General features: G+C 36.2%; 15 protein-coding genes. 8 read left to right on the top strand and 7 right to left on the bottom strand.

Going from position 1 to position 14638, the window contains the following annotated elements; all coding sequences use genetic code 11:
- Positions 1-373 precede the first annotated feature (373 nt).
- Positions 374-829, top strand: a complete 456-nt coding sequence (locus ACLCEG_RS06445) for a hypothetical protein (protein ID WP_151685474.1) — start codon at positions 374-376, stop codon at positions 827-829.
- 1091 nt (positions 830-1920) lie between these two features.
- Positions 1921-2475, top strand: a complete 555-nt coding sequence (locus ACLCEG_RS06440) for a TetR/AcrR family transcriptional regulator (RefSeq protein ID WP_019458401.1) — start codon at positions 1921-1923, stop codon at positions 2473-2475.
- A 36-nt stretch (positions 2476-2511) separates the two neighbouring features.
- Here ACLCEG_RS06440 and ACLCEG_RS06435 read toward each other — a convergent pair whose 3' ends face one another.
- The 3 genes from ACLCEG_RS06435 to ACLCEG_RS06425 form a co-directional block, all read right to left on the bottom strand.
- Positions 2512-2940 carry a hypothetical protein gene (locus tag ACLCEG_RS06435; RefSeq protein WP_410566715.1) on the bottom strand — a complete coding sequence of 143 codons (429 nt, stop codon included), beginning with the start codon at positions 2938-2940 and terminating at the stop codon, positions 2512-2514.
- Positions 2941-3003: 63 nt separating this feature from the next.
- The gene (locus ACLCEG_RS06430; protein ID WP_151766600.1) at positions 3004-3333 is read right to left on the bottom strand and encodes a hypothetical protein; all 330 of its coding nucleotides are present in this window, start codon (positions 3331-3333) and stop codon (positions 3004-3006) included.
- Between the two features lie 121 nt (positions 3334-3454).
- Complete coding sequence (locus tag ACLCEG_RS06425) at positions 3455-4036, bottom strand: TetR/AcrR family transcriptional regulator (protein WP_410566713.1); 582 nt, start codon at positions 4034-4036, stop codon at positions 3455-3457.
- Positions 4037-4469: 433 nt separating this feature from the next.
- Here ACLCEG_RS06425 and ACLCEG_RS06420 point away from each other — a divergent pair, with 433 nt between their 5' ends.
- The 3 genes from ACLCEG_RS06420 to ACLCEG_RS06410 all read left to right on the top strand — a co-directional run bounded on the left by ACLCEG_RS06420 (position 4470) and on the right by ACLCEG_RS06410 (position 7396).
- The gene (locus ACLCEG_RS06420; RefSeq protein WP_410566711.1) at positions 4470-5363 is read left to right on the top strand and encodes a DMT family transporter; all 894 of its coding nucleotides are present in this window, start codon (positions 4470-4472) and stop codon (positions 5361-5363) included.
- Positions 5364-5441: 78 nt separating this feature from the next.
- Positions 5442-6509, top strand: a complete 1068-nt coding sequence (gene ada, locus ACLCEG_RS06415) for a bifunctional DNA-binding transcriptional regulator/O6-methylguanine-DNA methyltransferase Ada (RefSeq protein WP_191106142.1) — start codon at positions 5442-5444, stop codon at positions 6507-6509.
- A 122-nt stretch (positions 6510-6631) separates the two neighbouring features.
- On the top strand, positions 6632-7396 hold the full coding sequence (locus tag ACLCEG_RS06410) for an SDR family oxidoreductase (protein WP_410566708.1): 765 nt from the start codon (positions 6632-6634) through the stop codon (positions 7394-7396).
- Between the two features lie 64 nt (positions 7397-7460).
- Here ACLCEG_RS06410 and ACLCEG_RS06405 read toward each other — a convergent pair whose 3' ends face one another.
- From ACLCEG_RS06405 to ACLCEG_RS06390, 4 genes are all read right to left on the bottom strand, one after another.
- Positions 7461-9059, bottom strand: a complete 1599-nt coding sequence (locus tag ACLCEG_RS06405; RefSeq protein WP_019458396.1) for a bifunctional aspartate transaminase/aspartate 4-decarboxylase — start codon at positions 9057-9059, stop codon at positions 7461-7463.
- A gap of 56 nt (positions 9060-9115) precedes the next feature.
- Positions 9116-10801 (bottom strand): aspartate-alanine antiporter, encoded by a 1686-nt coding sequence (gene aspT, locus ACLCEG_RS06400; protein ID WP_004700714.1) that lies wholly within the window; start codon positions 10799-10801, stop codon positions 9116-9118.
- Positions 10802-11401: 600 nt separating this feature from the next.
- Positions 11402-11812, bottom strand: a complete 411-nt coding sequence (locus ACLCEG_RS06395) for a tautomerase family protein (RefSeq protein ID WP_216133872.1) — start codon at positions 11810-11812, stop codon at positions 11402-11404.
- A complete protein-coding gene (locus ACLCEG_RS06390; RefSeq protein WP_410566706.1) occupies positions 11803-12120 on the bottom strand; it encodes a carboxymuconolactone decarboxylase family protein in 318 nt (105 codons plus the stop codon). Before ACLCEG_RS06390 ends, ACLCEG_RS06395 begins: the two co-directional genes overlap by 10 nt.
- A 92-nt stretch (positions 12121-12212) precedes the next feature.
- Between ACLCEG_RS06390 and ACLCEG_RS06385 the strand changes: the two genes are divergently transcribed.
- From ACLCEG_RS06385 to ACLCEG_RS06375, 3 genes are all read left to right on the top strand, one after another.
- Complete coding sequence (locus ACLCEG_RS06385; protein ID WP_410566704.1) at positions 12213-13097, top strand: LysR substrate-binding domain-containing protein; 885 nt, start codon at positions 12213-12215, stop codon at positions 13095-13097.
- A 120-nt stretch (positions 13098-13217) separates the two neighbouring features.
- Positions 13218-13826: a paraquat-inducible protein A gene (locus ACLCEG_RS06380; protein ID WP_019458393.1), complete on the top strand. Its 609-nt coding sequence runs from the start codon at positions 13218-13220 to the stop codon at positions 13824-13826.
- Complete coding sequence (locus tag ACLCEG_RS06375) at positions 13823-14632, top strand: paraquat-inducible protein A (RefSeq protein WP_049063254.1); 810 nt, start codon at positions 13823-13825, stop codon at positions 14630-14632. Before ACLCEG_RS06380 ends, ACLCEG_RS06375 begins: the two co-directional genes overlap by 4 nt.
- Positions 14633-14638 lie beyond the last annotated feature (6 nt).

The raw sequence follows: 14638 nt of genomic DNA, 5'->3' as shown, positions 1-14638 counted from the left end.
TTGTTTGAAGTGTGATGTAGTTTTCACTTTAAATAAAATATATGATTTTTTTCATTTTTTAGATAGAATGTTTGAGTTTCAGTTTTGCTTTAATAAGACCAAAAAACTATTAAAAGTTATATTTTTTTTGAATCATTTATATTTACATTTAAATAATTAAATTAAAAAAATAAAATTTAACTAATTGATTTTATTGATATAAAATAATTTTAATAAATATAATGTCAGAAATAATAATTTATTTGAAATATATATTAACTCAAAATAAACAATACTTACGTGATGTTTCATATAATTACAAGTTGTTACACAACTTAAAGCATACTTACCTAAAAAGCGCTCCAAATACCACTTAGTAAATAAGGATACTTTAATGCCTCAATATCTGATGATTGCAGAAAGTGTGTATAGGAAAGTTAAAGACAGTGAGCTCTTCACAGAAGATACCATTGAAAATCTTAATCATCTGATGACATTTATCCGCAAAGAAATCGTTGGCACTGTATTTAAACTTAAGTACAACTATATTGATTTTAATGAACTATTTAGCAAACCACTTAACGAGTGTAATGTAAAAATAGATGTAAGCCTAATTCCGCATTTCAAGCATGAAAATGAGTATGTTTTATGGTTGGCGGGATTTATTGAAAAAATTACTGAAGGCGGACCTAAAACTCCACCTCCAATTAAGAAGTTTATTCCTGAGTTTATTAGTTTAAGACTAGAGTTTGATTCAGTGGCTTTGCCAGATGAAAAAACTGAAAATCAGGGTGAAGAAATAACCGAATACTTTAACTCTCAAGCTTTTACAAAAAAGATGGGAAAGTAAAATTGTTTTAATAGGTTCAATTTTTCAGTAATCGCCTTCGGGCGATTTTTTTTAATCATCTTGTCATAATCAACAGCTAATTTAAGCTTATAAAAAGAAAAGATGAAGATTGTTGCGAACAACAAAATCAAAAAGCAATTTTCAAGTAAAGCTGGTCTGTTGTAATTAAGCTAATTCGAAAGAATTGGCTTTTTTGTTTTAAGCAAGTTTTGCTTCTAAAAGTATAGTGATTTGAATTGTTGAGCTTCTTTAAAATTATTTTTATGGATTGTTTAGAGCTAATATCTAATTGAATTTTATAAATAATGAATGAGTTAATCAATCATTAAAACTAAATTGACCTCCCAAATTATAGGCATTATTCTTCTTTCTTTTATGGTAGAGCGGAAGTGGGACACCTTTTGGTGTGCTGGTGTCTAACCAGTCTGTCAACCTTCTTTCGTTTTGCCGCCATCATGCAGTTTTGTCGTTTAAATTAAGTTAAATTAACATTTAGTTTAATTATCTAATTGAATGAAAAATAATAATTATTTCACTATTTTCTATTCAATACGACATTGACACTCTAAACCTTGCCGATTATCCTTTGCCTGTTGGCCTACATTGCCAGCCGACTTTGACAGGTCGGATACCCAAAGCACACGAAAAAGAATTTCTTTTTTGTGGGCATCCCTGCGTGCCCCCTCTGCGGCGGAACGGGAGGGGGACACCTTCGGGTGTGCTGATCTTTTGGGTATCAGTCTGTCAACCTTCTCTCGTTTCGCCACCATTATTTGACAGTAATATGGTGAAACTTCTTTATTACCCAAAGGAGTTCGCACATGCGTACTAATTCTTTTTCATTCTTGGCCTTTGCCAAATTCTCTCTGCCCATACCACTTAAAAAGTCTATAAAACGGTTTAATCGACTCTAGGTTTTCTACACCTTAAGAATCGTTACGACCAAAAATCATAGCCACAATAAAACCGAGATAGGCGAGCACACCATTATTGTGCGGCTTTCTTATGCCTGTATTTAGCACTCATTTTAAGAGTGAGGGTATTTATATCTCTTTTATATACAACAAAAAATTATTTTAAGCGGTAAAACTATGCGAAATTTAGAAACATCTTCCAAAAAACTACATGTAATTCAAACTACCATTCAACTCATGACGATACATGGGTTCCATAATGTAGGCGTAGACCTGATTGCTAAAGAAACCAAAATTGCAAAAGGTACGCTTTACAACTATTTTCACTCAAAAGCAGGCCTTATTGAAATATGCCTGTTACTGCAAAAAGAAACGCTCATGGAAAAAGTAAGAGAGGTACTAGAAACAACCCAATATTCCACTTTGACTAATAAACTCAGACAAATTTATCTATTACATGCCGACTTAAATAGCGCTTATTACCTACTGTTTAAAGCGGTTTTTGAAACTAAATTACTTTATCCTCATGCTTACCAAAGTGCTGTGCGTTATAGACGTTGGCTAAAAAATGAGATTTTCTGCCTTATAGCAGAAACTAAAAAAATGGCTTCATATACAGAAGCTGAGTTGTTGGTATTTATGATAGACGGAGCAATTTTGAGGCTTTTAATTTCAGATAAAATTGAAGAACAAACTAAGTTGTTAGATTACTATTTGATGAGGGTAATCTAACAACTCATTGCTGCCCAAGCTATTGAGCTTGGGTTGCTAAATACCTATTACTGTAATGCCATCATATTTGTTTTCGACTCTCTCAAGAAATTTGGTAATTTCTATGATCATGTTGAGAGCTTGTGGTTTAAAAAAATTGAAGTGATTTGCAAACCATTTTGTTTCTTTTTCGAAAATGAGCTTTAACATCTTATCGTATTTATCTAACTGATTTATAAATGAATGAAGCTTATACAAATCTTTTATAATTTCTTTGATATTTTCAGAGTCTATAAAAGTATTTCCCCAATGAAAAAACTTTTCTTTATCTCGGTTAAATAAATTTTCAACGAGTGAAAAAGCAATTTCATCAACAACTATAGAGTCGATACAATTTTCATTTCTATCGAGGTCCATAGGTATCACTTGAATATTTAATGATCCTACTAAACCAGAAACAAATTTAACGTCAAAATTAATTTTCATATTAAATAGCTGAATAAATTAAATTTTATATATTCCAAATTAAACTATTTATCTTACATATTTTTATAGAGATGCAAAAAAAATTAAGCAAAAGATACTTAGTATTCCAAAGATGACCACAAAAGTAGAGAGAGCCTTAGCATATCTTTTTAAAAGAATAGATAGAGTAATTAAACAAGCGAGATAAGAGAGCAGGGATACAACTATACATATCGATATCCAAGCATAACCACGCCCCCCTTCAAAGTTGGATATATTAATTGTCAGAAGTTGGGCAATTAAACTACCAATGGCCAGACTGGCTGGTAAACCTAATATGAGATAACAAATGATAAGTCCAATAGGGGTATGTTGCTTAAATGATGAATTTAGTAAATTATTATCTGTTTTCATAAAGTATTACTTGTAACGTTTTATATCTAAATTATTGAAATAAAAGGTGATAGCCTCATTTTAATCAGAAGCTATCCGAGATGAACATAAATTGATTTCTTTAGAAAATATAGTGTCTGATTTAGATGGTCTCTAGTTCAATTAATGTATTGATATAGTTCCATGTTTTCTCTGGTTCAATTGGATTCTCTTCGCAAACCGAACCGTTGATTAAGCCATCTAGAAGCGAGAGAAATAGGTGAGTGAGCGTTATAGGGTCCTTTATTTCTAATTCCTTAACAATAGAAGTAGTGGTGTCAAATAACCAATTCCGATATTCATCTAGCACGACATGAATAGTTGGATATAAGTTTCCTACATCCATTCGTGCTTTATGAAATGGACACCCTCTGGCACCATTTAGATTTACCCAATTGATATACCACATATAGAGTTGTTCTAATTTTTCCAAAGGAACTGATCGTGTAGATATTTGCTCTTCTACCGCAATCTGGATATCAAGTTTTAGTTCCTGTAGGCAAGCGGCCACCAGTTCTTCTTTAGATGGGAAATGTTTATAAAAGGTCGCTTTGGCAATATCAGATTCAGCAATAATTCGGTCTATACCGACAGCAATATAACTTTCCTGAATAAAGAGCTGAGTTGCTGTTCTTAGAATAATTTCTCGTTTTGATGGTTTTTTTAATTTTATTTGTGCATTCATAAGGGCTTATTGCATTTTGTTGAAGAGTTAAGCTTGGTATTTTAGTTGATAGAGGGACTGTTAGACTAGTCGATATGGTTGAAATTTAAACAAAAGAAAGACAGAACTGTATGTATTTAATCGCATATCTTGGATTATGATCTAATCTATAAAAATGTAATGTTTAATTTAATAAGATTTATCAAATTTTAGAGATTTTTGCTTCATTTGGCACATCGTTCGATATGTCTCTATTTTCCAGATAAATTCTTAAATAGTTGTTTTTTTCTTAAAGTTTAAATGAGTAAGATATATTATTTTTTTATATTAAATAACTGAATAATTTAAATTTTATATATCTGAAACTAGAAAGATTTACCTTAAAAAAATCTACTCAGTTAGATAAACATAAATGAGCCGAATAATTAACGATATAAAACTATTGGAGAAAGCTGTGGATGAACACAAGTTAAAAACAAAAGTCGGCACACTTGAAATGGTCGTAGCCATGCTGCTTTCAGGTAGTATTGGCCTATTTGTGATTAAATCAGGTCAATCACCAATTAACATCGTATTTTTCCGCTGCCTTATATCAGCCTTATGCTTAATACCCATCTGTTTGTTTTATGGTCATTTTAAAAAAGTATATTTTGGCAAAAAAGAACTATTTCTAATGGTGAGTTCAGGCTTACTTATTATTTTTAACTGGGTTCTGCTGTTTGCTGCTTTCCCTAAAACATCTATCTCTTTAGCTACGATTGTTTATCACGTAAACCCGTTTGTGATTTTATTTTTAGGGGCTTTGGTCTTTCATGAAAAGTTAAATAAAAATGATGTGCTATGGACCCTAGTTGCTTTTGCTGGGCTAATTGTAATTATTGGTTTAGGTAGTGCCTCGGTCAACTCCAGTGAGTTAGCAGGTTTAGGCTTGGTTCTTATAGCTACTACACTGTATTCAATATCGGTTCTAATCACTAAAAAACTAACTAACACGCCGCCTTTATTAATTGTGCTTATACAAACCTTAAGTGGAGCCATTGTTATGACTCCGTTTATTTCGGTTTTTGCAAATCCACCGATAGGCCAACAATGGTTATTTGTACTTGGGTTAGGGGTTTTACACACAGCATTTCTTTATTATTTGATGTACTCGGCAATTAAGAAAATACCTTTAAATAACATTGCGATCTTATCTTTTATCTATCCTATATCGACCATAGTAATTGATTATTTCTTCTTTGATCATGTGCTGACCAATACTCAAATTTTAGGTGCAGCTTTAATTTTATTGGGTGTGCTCGGAGTAAAGTTGCATTGGAATGTTTTTGGGTTGAAAAGATTAAAATAGCAATACCAAGAGTTTTGCTTATCAACAAAGTTGCGAAAATAAGTCATTAAATATTAAATTGCAATTGAGGTGAGCAAAATGAAAAATCAGTGGATAACAGACGAAGATAGATGGCAAGCAATTGTTGATCGTAATGCAGAAGCTGATGCATATTTTGTTTATGGCGTGAAAACCTCAGGTATGTATTGTCTGCCATCAAGTACAAAAAGACTGCCTAAAAAAGAAAATGTAGTTTTCTTTGAGAACGTCGCGCAAGCCGAGAAAAATGGTTATCGAGCAAGCCAAAAAATACAAAACAGACTTTCAAATGCACACGATCCAAAGCTTGTAGAGAAAATCGAGAAAGCGTGTAGATACATCGAACTACATGAAGAAAACTTGTCTCTATCAGATGTGGCCGATCATGTAGGAATGAGCGCATATCATTTTCACCGAGTTTTTAAGCAAATTACTGGCCTAACGCCTAAAGGCTATGCCGATGCCCATAAAAGTAAAAAGCTAAGAGAAAACCTAGACGAAAATATCAGTGTGACTGATGCAATATTTAATGCAGGTTTTAATTCAAATAGTCAGTTCTATGAAAATTCAAATTCGCTATTAGGTATGACAGCGAAAGAATGGAAATCTGGCGGTAAGGGTGTACGCATTTTTTTCGCCATAGGAGCGTGCTCTTTAGGAGACATTTTAGTTGCCCAAAGCCAGAAAGGCATTTGTGCAATTTTATTAGGCGATGACCCTGAAAAGCTTTTAAATGATTTGCAAGATAAATTTCCGGAAGCCGATTTGATTGGCTGTGATGATGAGTTTGAGCAACTGATTGCCCATATTGTCGGGTTTATTGAAGCGCCACAAATCGGATTAGATTTACCACTAGATATTCAAGGGACTGCATTTCAACAAAGAGTATGGCAAGCCTTGAAAGAAATTCCTGCGGGGCAGACGGCCAGTTATTCTGATATAGCCCAAAAGATAGGTTCACCTAAAGCGGTTCGGGCTGTTGCAGGGGCGTGTGCAGCAAACATGTTAGCTGTTGCTATTCCATGTCATCGTGTTGTTCGAAATGATGGTTTTATTTCGGGGTATCGTTGGGGCGTGGAGCGTAAACGTGCATTATTAGAGAAAGAAGCAGAACTGGCACGAAACTAAAATTGTTTTAGTAGGCTGTTTTTATAGAGTTAATTTTTTCAAAACAGCAAGAATCAGAGAGTCTATTTTCTTCGGGTTACTCAAAATATATCCATCAATTTAATAAAGATGGAATTGTGAGTATGAGCAGATTAAAAGACAAAGTGGCTATTATCACGGGTGCAAGTTCAGGTATAGGTTTAAGTGCCGCATCGCTATTTGTAGCCGAAGGGGCGAAGGTTATTCTTGTTGCACGTCGTGAGCGTGTTTTAAAAGAGCTTTGCGATAGTTTGAATCGAGACGGCGCCGTTGCGCACTTTATTGCAGGGGATCTTAATGACCCCACAACCATGCAAAAAGCAATTGATATGGCTACGCAATATTATGGCAGGTTAGATATTGCATTTAATAACGCAGGCCTGTTGGGAGAATATCAACTGACTCACGACACAACCGATGACAATTGGAATCATGTGATTCAGAGTAATTTAACCAGTGCTTTTCAGTCTGCCAGAGAGCAGCTTAAAGTCATGTTAAAGCAGGGCTATGGTTCAATACTGTTTACATCTTCTTTTGTTGGTCATCATATCGGGTTTCCTCAAATGGCGGCTTATGCTGCAAGCAAAGCAGGACTCATTGGTCTAACCAAAGTGATGGCAGCAGAATATGCAACGTCAGGCATTCGAGTAAATGCACTTTTGCCCGGTGGGACAAATACTTCAATGGGTCAAGAAGCGGCACCTTCTTCAGAAGTCTTAGAGTTTATAAAAAGCATACATGCCATGAAACGTTTAGCTGAACCCGATGAAATTGCAAAGGTGGCGCTCTTTTTAGTGAGTGATGATGCAAGCTTTATTACAGGGAGTGCTGTACTCGCCGATGGTGGAGTGACTATTTGTAAAACCTAGATAAACAATGAATAAGTTGGTCGTAAAAAAGTGAGGCTGCTAGAGCCTCACTTTTTATATGTACTTATTTTCCTTTTTTGGTTTTTAAATACTCGGCATAAGCTTCATCTGCGAAGCGTCTTAAAGAGTCACCAATTGCAGCATATTGGTATTCATTAAGGTTAGCCAATGACGCACGGGCAGAAGGGTGCTGCACACCAAAACCAGAACCCGGCAATAAAACCACACCTGTTTCATCTGCTACTCTAAACAATAGCTCTGTCGGATTTTTATTTTTCATCACCCAGTCGGCAAACTCATCACCATAGAGAGTGCGTGAGGTATTTTCAAGGTTAACAAGGGTGTAGTAGTCCACAGCATTTGGATCTGTTGGAACCTCGACACCAAGCTGTCTATAAAGTGCTGCATCGCGTTCACGTACAACAGATTTGACCGCTTTTTTATAGCTTTGGCGTGAGTCCATCATATTAAACAATGCAAATAAAACCATTTGCACTTGTTGTGGGGTAGACAGGCCCGCAGTATGGTTTAGGGCAACATTACGGCTGTCTGCAACTAAACGGTCAATAAACTTAATACTTGATGGGTCTGTAGTTAAAGATGAATAGCGCTCTTCAAGCTCTTTCTTCTCTTTTTTCGATAAGTTCGCAATTTGTTTATCAAGCACATTGTTATTTGAAAGTGCAATGACACCAAGTCGCCAACCAGTCGCACCAAAGTATTTAGAGAACGAGTAAACCAAAATGGTGTTATCAGGACAGATCGCAAAAAGTGATTTGAAGTTATCGGCAAACGTACCGTAAACGTCATCGGTCAAAATAATCAGATCGGGGCGTTTTTTGACAATATCCGCCAAAATCGCAAGACCTTCATCACTCATTTTTACCGATGGCGGGTTACTTGGGTTGACTAAGAAGAATGCTTTAATAGACGGATCTTCTAACTTTCTAAGCTCTGACTCTGGATATTGCCAGCCGAGTTTAGGGTCAGCCTCAATGAGCACTTCTTCAAGCTGGTAGTCATTAAGTTTTGGAATTTCCAGATATGGTGTAAAAATAGGACTACCAATGGCAATGCGGTCGCCGTTTTTAATAATTTTATTTTCTTTTAATGAGTTAAAAATATAGGCCATTGCGGCTGTTCCGCCTTCAACAGCAAACAAATCTAAGTCTCTTTTTTGCATACCTTGTACGCCCATTTCTCGTAAGACGTACTCTTTAATAATCGTTTCACTTACTCGGAGCATACGGTCTGGTACGGGATAGTTACAGCCCAGAATACCTTCAACCATTTCAAGTAAAAAAAGATCTGGGTCTAAGCCTAATTGGTCGCGTACATAAGATACGGCTTTACCTAAAAAGACAACGCCTGGTTTATCGCGGTTTTCCAAAATGAAGCTGTCAAAACGTGACTGGAGTCCAACAGGGCGAGGGAAGCCACCTAGACCTTCTGGCATATATGAAAACGAAAACTCGGATTCGGTTGCCGAAAACAGACCTAGTTGAAAGAATGCTCGGCGTGGGATAGTCGCAAGAAAGTTCGGATTGCCTCGGCCAGCATTTAACATCATGCGGTCAGTTCGGCTTTGAGCTAATTCTATTAAATTATCTTTCAGTTCAAACGGACTGAGTTTTGCGTATTTAGAATAATCGACTTTCCCCATGGGATGTCTCCTTAATTATAGTGAGATGAATAAAATTTCTAATTCAATGTATAAAATCAGGCTAAGCCTACGATTAGTGGTCCGAGTAAGGTCAAGAACACATTTGCGAGGGCATAGGTGATTGCGAAAGGAACAGTCGGAATTGAGTTGCCTGCTTTGTCTAAGATGGCACCAAAAGCAGGGTTTGCACTACGTGAACCAGATAGCGCTCCAGCCATTACCGCAACGTTGCTATAACGCAGAACATAACGAGCAAACAGCATGGAAAGCAGCAACGGAACCAGTGTTACAACTACTCCAATCATAAAGAGTGAAAGACCACTTTCTTTAATGGTTTGAATGGCCTGTAAACCTGATTGTAAGCCAACCGCTGCAACAAAGCCTGCCAGACCCAAGTCTTTAAGAAGCTGTGAAGCCGCTAATGGCATATTGCCATGCACCTGATTTCTACTACGAATCCAACCAAACAGAAGACCTGACAGTAAAGCTCCACCGCCAGCACCAAGCGTTAATGGCACATCACCTAAACGAATCACAAAAAGACCAATCACTAAACCAACGACAAGACCTGCACCATGAAAAATCCAGTCTGTTTTTAGGCTTTCAGGTAAGGCTTTACCAGCTTCTTTCACTAAACGGTCAAGGTCACTTTTTGTACCATAGACAGTAACGACATCACCTTGCTTTAGAACGGTGTCGTCACTTAAAGGTTGAGTTTCATCGTTACGTTTAATCGCAAGTACATAAATACCGTGCTTCAAATAGGCTGGAGTATTGGCCTTAATATCCCCTAAGGTACGGTTAATGTATTTGGAATTTCTTAAGATGACATCGCTGGTATCCATAATCATTTCCATACCCTGCGATGATTGCAATTCGGGTCCGATTTGCTCGGCTACGGAAACTACACTGGCACGGCGACCGACCAGCAATACCACATCGTCTGTTTGTAAGGTGAGTTCAGGAGCAACATCAATAAACTGATCTTTACGTTTTAACCGTTCAATCGTAATGCTTGCTTCTTTTGCTTCAAGTTCCGCAATAGTGTGTCCATTGGCTTGTTTAACTTTATAAATACGCCCAACAATTTCCGGCATTGCCAGTTCCTGACCCGGTGCGAGTTCAAAAGCACCTTTAAGTCGTTCACTTTGAGCTTTTAGAGCATCGTCGTGAATTTCTTTACCCATAAATTTAGGCAAGATATTTACACATACAATGATTGCGCCCAAAGAACCGAAAATGTAAGTCACCGCATAGCCAATCGCGACATTTGCTTGAAGTCTTTGAATCTCAGCCAGAGGCAGATCGAGTCTGGAAATAGCATCTCCGGCAGTACCAATAATCGCAGATTGAGTCATGCCACCAGCCGCGAGTCCGGCCGCCAAACCTTTATCGAGATGGAAAATTTTAGCCATAACTAAAACGGTGACTAAACCGCACACGGCCATAAATACGGCTAACAAAATTTCTTTTATAGACTGTGGCCCGAGTGATTTAAAAAACTGGGGTCCACTTTCAAAGCCTACCGCGTAAATGAAGAGCGCAAATAAAATTGCTTTAACGCCGTTATCAACAGGTACACCGATAAGACTTAGAACAACTGCTACAAGTAGGGAGCCTGCGACTCCACCAAACTGAAATTTTCCAAACTGGAACTGTCCAATCCAGAAGCCAATTGCGAGTGATAAGAACAATAATATTTCGGGGCTATGTTTTAAAACACCTTGTAACCATTCAATCATTTTGATCTCACTTTTATTATTAGATCTATCTTTAATATATAAATTTATTTATTTTTCATTTTTAAAATACTATATGAAAATTACTTAAGCAAACCTTCAAGTCTAATGATTTTCTTAAGTTTAGTTATAGAAAATAAGTCATTTAAAGTGCTTGTGATGTATGTATGTCACTAATTCTGAGTGATTAAATCAGCTTTGGTTTTGAATGCAAGGTAAAATTTTTTTACAATAATATAAAGAATATTTTATGAAATAAAATTGTCTTTGAATTAATTTTTTTTGCATATGTTTTTTGTAATTTATTGATATATAGTAATTTAATATTTTTTACTGTCGTTTAAGTAATGGTTTTTATTCAAATTAAAAAATAATCTACTTAAAAATGAGTTTCTGTTAACTAGATAGCATAATTTAAAGTTTAATATATTTAGAATATATTTAAATAAATCTTCATAATAAGACTTATTTTAAAGAAACAATATAAACTCAACTTGAGGGATTTTCATTTTTAAATAAAAAGCTTCGTGTTATGGAAGCTTGATATTTAAAAATATTTATTACCTCAAAAATAGTGGTTTATAGCGATTTAAAACTTTGAAATTACTGTTTCGAAGCTAACATTTTTAAGTAACTATCTGCTCGTAGCGCATGACCAAAGCACCAATCTTCTGGGCTATTTTGCACAATCACAAACATGACATCTTGCTCTGGAATCTTAAATTTTTGATGGAGCTGTGCTGTTACATGCTGCATTAAATCTGATTTTTGCTGAGCTGTTCTGGCTTTACCGGAAGTGATGTATAGCAGCATGAATTTTTCAGTGCGGGAAGACTCCACCCAGTAATCAGGATCAACATATATATTGCCTTGAGCCAAGTGCTCAAAGAAATGAAAGCAATCATTTGGGGGAGTATCAAAATAACTTTCCATACAAGTCTGCACAATTTTTGATATCTGAGCTTTTTCATGATCTGTATATGCATAACTGGTTGTAAAGCGAATCATGGGCATGACCATATCTCCTCTGGCATATGTTCAAGTGCTGAAATTGCCGTAGGTAAGCCTGCATAAAAAGCAATATGGGTAATAGCTTCAATAATTTGTTCTTTCGTGATGCCTTCAGTTAAGGCATTTTTTATATGCCATTCAAGCTGCGAATAACGCCCTTGTAAAACAAGCGCAGTGATCGTAATAAAACAACGTGTTTGAGTATCAAGCATCTGTCTTTGCCAGATATCCGCAAATAAATAGTCTTTGCCGAACTTATAAAGTTTGGGCGAAATCATTTCCAAATTATGAATATCAATTTTTCTGAACATTTTAGATCTCAACATTGATGCTGTTGTTGCTAATATGGCAGTTTGGTATAGTTAAAAAAATCAAAACTTTTCTAACTAATAATTCGGTTTTTATGAATGATTATACTAAACCCCCAACCAATCTTGATTTAGATGCCTTACGTGCATTCGTTAAAGGAATCGAGCTTGGGAGTTATCAGCTAGCAGCACAACACTTATGTCGTTCACCGGCCGCAATTAGTGCGCAATTAAAAAAGCTAGAGCAACAAACAGGTTGCCAGCTTCTTAGAAAACAGGGGCGGCTATTAGAATTAACCCCAAGTGGTGAATTATTGTTGAGCCATGCAAAAAACATGTTGGCTTTGAACGATACTGTGCTTTTAAAGCTGCATCAGACTCAAGCGAGTGGAGTCATTCGTTTTGGTTTACAAGAAGATTTTGCTGAAGGAACCTTACAGCAACTTATCGCTCAGTTTATGTTGCAGCATCCAAACGTACAGTTTCAAATTCGGGTTGACCGCAACCTTAACTTGATTGATAAAGTACAAAAGCAAGAGCTTGATTTAGCACTTATATGGCAGCAAAAACCAGTAATTGAAAACTTTCATGAGCTTAAAAGTGTAGAGACAAAATGGTTATTCTGTCCTCATCCCCATATCTTGCAAATCATTGAAAATAGAGCCTCCATACCACTTGTGGTATTACAGCAACCTTGTATTTTAAGGCAAATGGCGATTGAGGTACTTGAGAAAAAGGGTATTGCTTGGCATATTGCTTATGAGTGTAACTCAGTCCAAGGGCTATGGCCTGCTATACGGGCGGGGATTGGCATTAGTCTAAGATCATGTTTTCAAATTCCACTAGATATTCAGACCATAGAAACTGATGTACTGCCTGAACTTGAGACTTTAAACTTTGGTCTTTATTTCAATTCCACCACACAATCAGTACATATTATTCAGCAGTTTCAACAATATATTGAACAGCATCTGCGGTAATTTTTTATTCTCAAATTTGTATTGCCCAGTATAGTTTTTAGATTGCTTTATATTTTAATTTAACTTAGTAATAAAAGAGTTTGTGTAAAACAGTTAAATAATAGCCCTTAGAGTATGCCTATGAAGCTTAAAGAATTAGCAGGTTGCGAGGAGTGCGATACCGTCTATCGTAGAGTTCCGCTTGCTTATGGAAAAAGAGCTTATTGTGTTTGCTGTGGTGCAGAGCTTTATCGGCATACTAAGCCATTTACGACTTTATTGGCCCTCATTTTAACGGCCTTAATCGTATTTGTTATTGCCAACAGCTTTCCGATTGTAAAGATTGAACTGCAAGGGAATATATCTGAAACCACTTTATTGGGTGCCGTATGGGTCATGTTTCATTATGATCGGGCTTTTGTCGGTGTCTTAATTTTAATTACCACGTTTATTGTGCCACTTTCATATTTGTTATTAATGGCCTATGTACTGGGTACGGTCAGTATATTTAAAAGACGACCAAAGTTTTTAGTAGTTGCCTTACGAACGCTTTATTTTATGAGAGTGTGGGGAATGGTTGAGGTATTCCTGATTGGAATTTTGGTCACCCTTGTAAAGTTAATGGGTATGGTGCTTGTTATTCCGGAAATTGCCTTGTGGGCATTTGCGGTCTTGAGCTTATTGATGGTTTATATTACGTCCATAAAGGTCAGTGACATATGGAACGAAATTGATAGGTCACCACTATGAAAACAATAAAAAAAGTGACTGCACTCAAGGCCGAAAATACCGATATGGTTCTAAAGCAATATCCACGAGCCAAAGATCTATCGCTGATATTGTGTCACTGCTGTGGGTTATTAAACTCATCAAAAATAGATAAAGTAGTCGCTGCTAAAAAGAATAAAGTTTTACGCTGCGTTAGATGTCGTAGTGTATTGCATGAGCGCAAACAGGGAAGTCTAAACCGTACCTTTGCTCTAGTTGTTGCTGCAACTATTTTGTATATACCGGCTAATGTACTGCCGATGACAATAACCGATTCACTTTTAGGCAGCCAGAAAGACACCATCATGAGTGGTGTGATTTATTTTTGGCAAAATGGAGACTATTTAGTGTCGGTGGTCATTTTCATGGCCAGTATTTTTATTCCGATGCTTAAGCTATTTATTTTGTATTTCCTATTATTGGTTGTATATATACAGTCATCGGCAGCTTGGAAATTTTCACCAGAGCAATGTATCAAACTTTACCGAATTGTAGAGTTTGTCGGACGTTGGTCTATGATTGACGTCTTTGTGGTCGCTTTATTAACTGCACTTATTCAGATTCAATCGCTTGCGACTATTTTGGCAGGGCCAGGTTCAATTGCTTTTGGTGCAGTTGTAGTCTTAACCATGTTTGCATCTTTAAGTTTTGACCCACGTATTATTTGGGATAATTTTTACGCATCCCAAAATACCAATAAACCCAATGATTTTTCTTCGGAAAAAACCACAGTTATTCAGGCGGAGCATTCGTCCTTGAATAATGATTCCATTAATCCCAGTCAATAAAAGAAA

The organism is Acinetobacter sp. H1(2024), assembly GCF_046557555.1.
Lineage (GTDB): Bacteria > Pseudomonadota > Gammaproteobacteria > Pseudomonadales > Moraxellaceae > Acinetobacter > Acinetobacter seifertii.
The sequence above is the reverse complement of the archived record's forward strand: the minus strand, read 5'-3'. Positions and strand labels throughout refer to the sequence as shown.

What these genes read in the sequence shown, in the direction of transcription:
- aspT (WP_004700714.1), bottom strand. Translation starts at nt 10,801, where the DNA reads ATGATTGAATGGTTACAAGGTGTTTTAAAACATAGCCCCGAAATATTA.
- ACLCEG_RS06405 (WP_019458396.1), bottom strand. Translation starts at nt 9,059, where the DNA reads ATGGGGAAAGTCGATTATTCTAAATACGCAAAACTCAGTCCGTTTGAA.
- ACLCEG_RS06445 (WP_151685474.1), top strand. Translation starts at nt 374, where the DNA reads ATGCCTCAATATCTGATGATTGCAGAAAGTGTGTATAGGAAAGTTAAA.
- ACLCEG_RS06435 (WP_410566715.1), bottom strand. Translation starts at nt 2,940, where the DNA reads ATGAAAATTAATTTTGACGTTAAATTTGTTTCTGGTTTAGTAGGATCA.
- ACLCEG_RS06440 (WP_019458401.1), top strand. Translation starts at nt 1,921, where the DNA reads ATGCGAAATTTAGAAACATCTTCCAAAAAACTACATGTAATTCAAACT.
- ACLCEG_RS06395 (WP_216133872.1), bottom strand. Translation starts at nt 11,812, where the DNA reads ATGCCCATGATTCGCTTTACAACCAGTTATGCATATACAGATCATGAA.
- ACLCEG_RS06410 (WP_410566708.1), top strand. Translation starts at nt 6,632, where the DNA reads ATGAGCAGATTAAAAGACAAAGTGGCTATTATCACGGGTGCAAGTTCA.
- ada (WP_191106142.1), top strand. Translation starts at nt 5,442, where the DNA reads ATGAAAAATCAGTGGATAACAGACGAAGATAGATGGCAAGCAATTGTT.
- ACLCEG_RS06430 (WP_151766600.1), bottom strand. Translation starts at nt 3,333, where the DNA reads ATGAAAACAGATAATAATTTACTAAATTCATCATTTAAGCAACATACC.
- ACLCEG_RS06380 (WP_019458393.1), top strand. Translation starts at nt 13,218, where the DNA reads ATGAAGCTTAAAGAATTAGCAGGTTGCGAGGAGTGCGATACCGTCTAT.
- ACLCEG_RS06385 (WP_410566704.1), top strand. Translation starts at nt 12,213, where the DNA reads ATGAATGATTATACTAAACCCCCAACCAATCTTGATTTAGATGCCTTA.
- ACLCEG_RS06390 (WP_410566706.1), bottom strand. Translation starts at nt 12,120, where the DNA reads ATGTTCAGAAAAATTGATATTCATAATTTGGAAATGATTTCGCCCAAA.
- ACLCEG_RS06425 (WP_410566713.1), bottom strand. Translation starts at nt 4,036, where the DNA reads ATGAATGCACAAATAAAATTAAAAAAACCATCAAAACGAGAAATTATT.
- ACLCEG_RS06375 (WP_049063254.1), top strand. Translation starts at nt 13,823, where the DNA reads ATGAAAACAATAAAAAAAGTGACTGCACTCAAGGCCGAAAATACCGAT.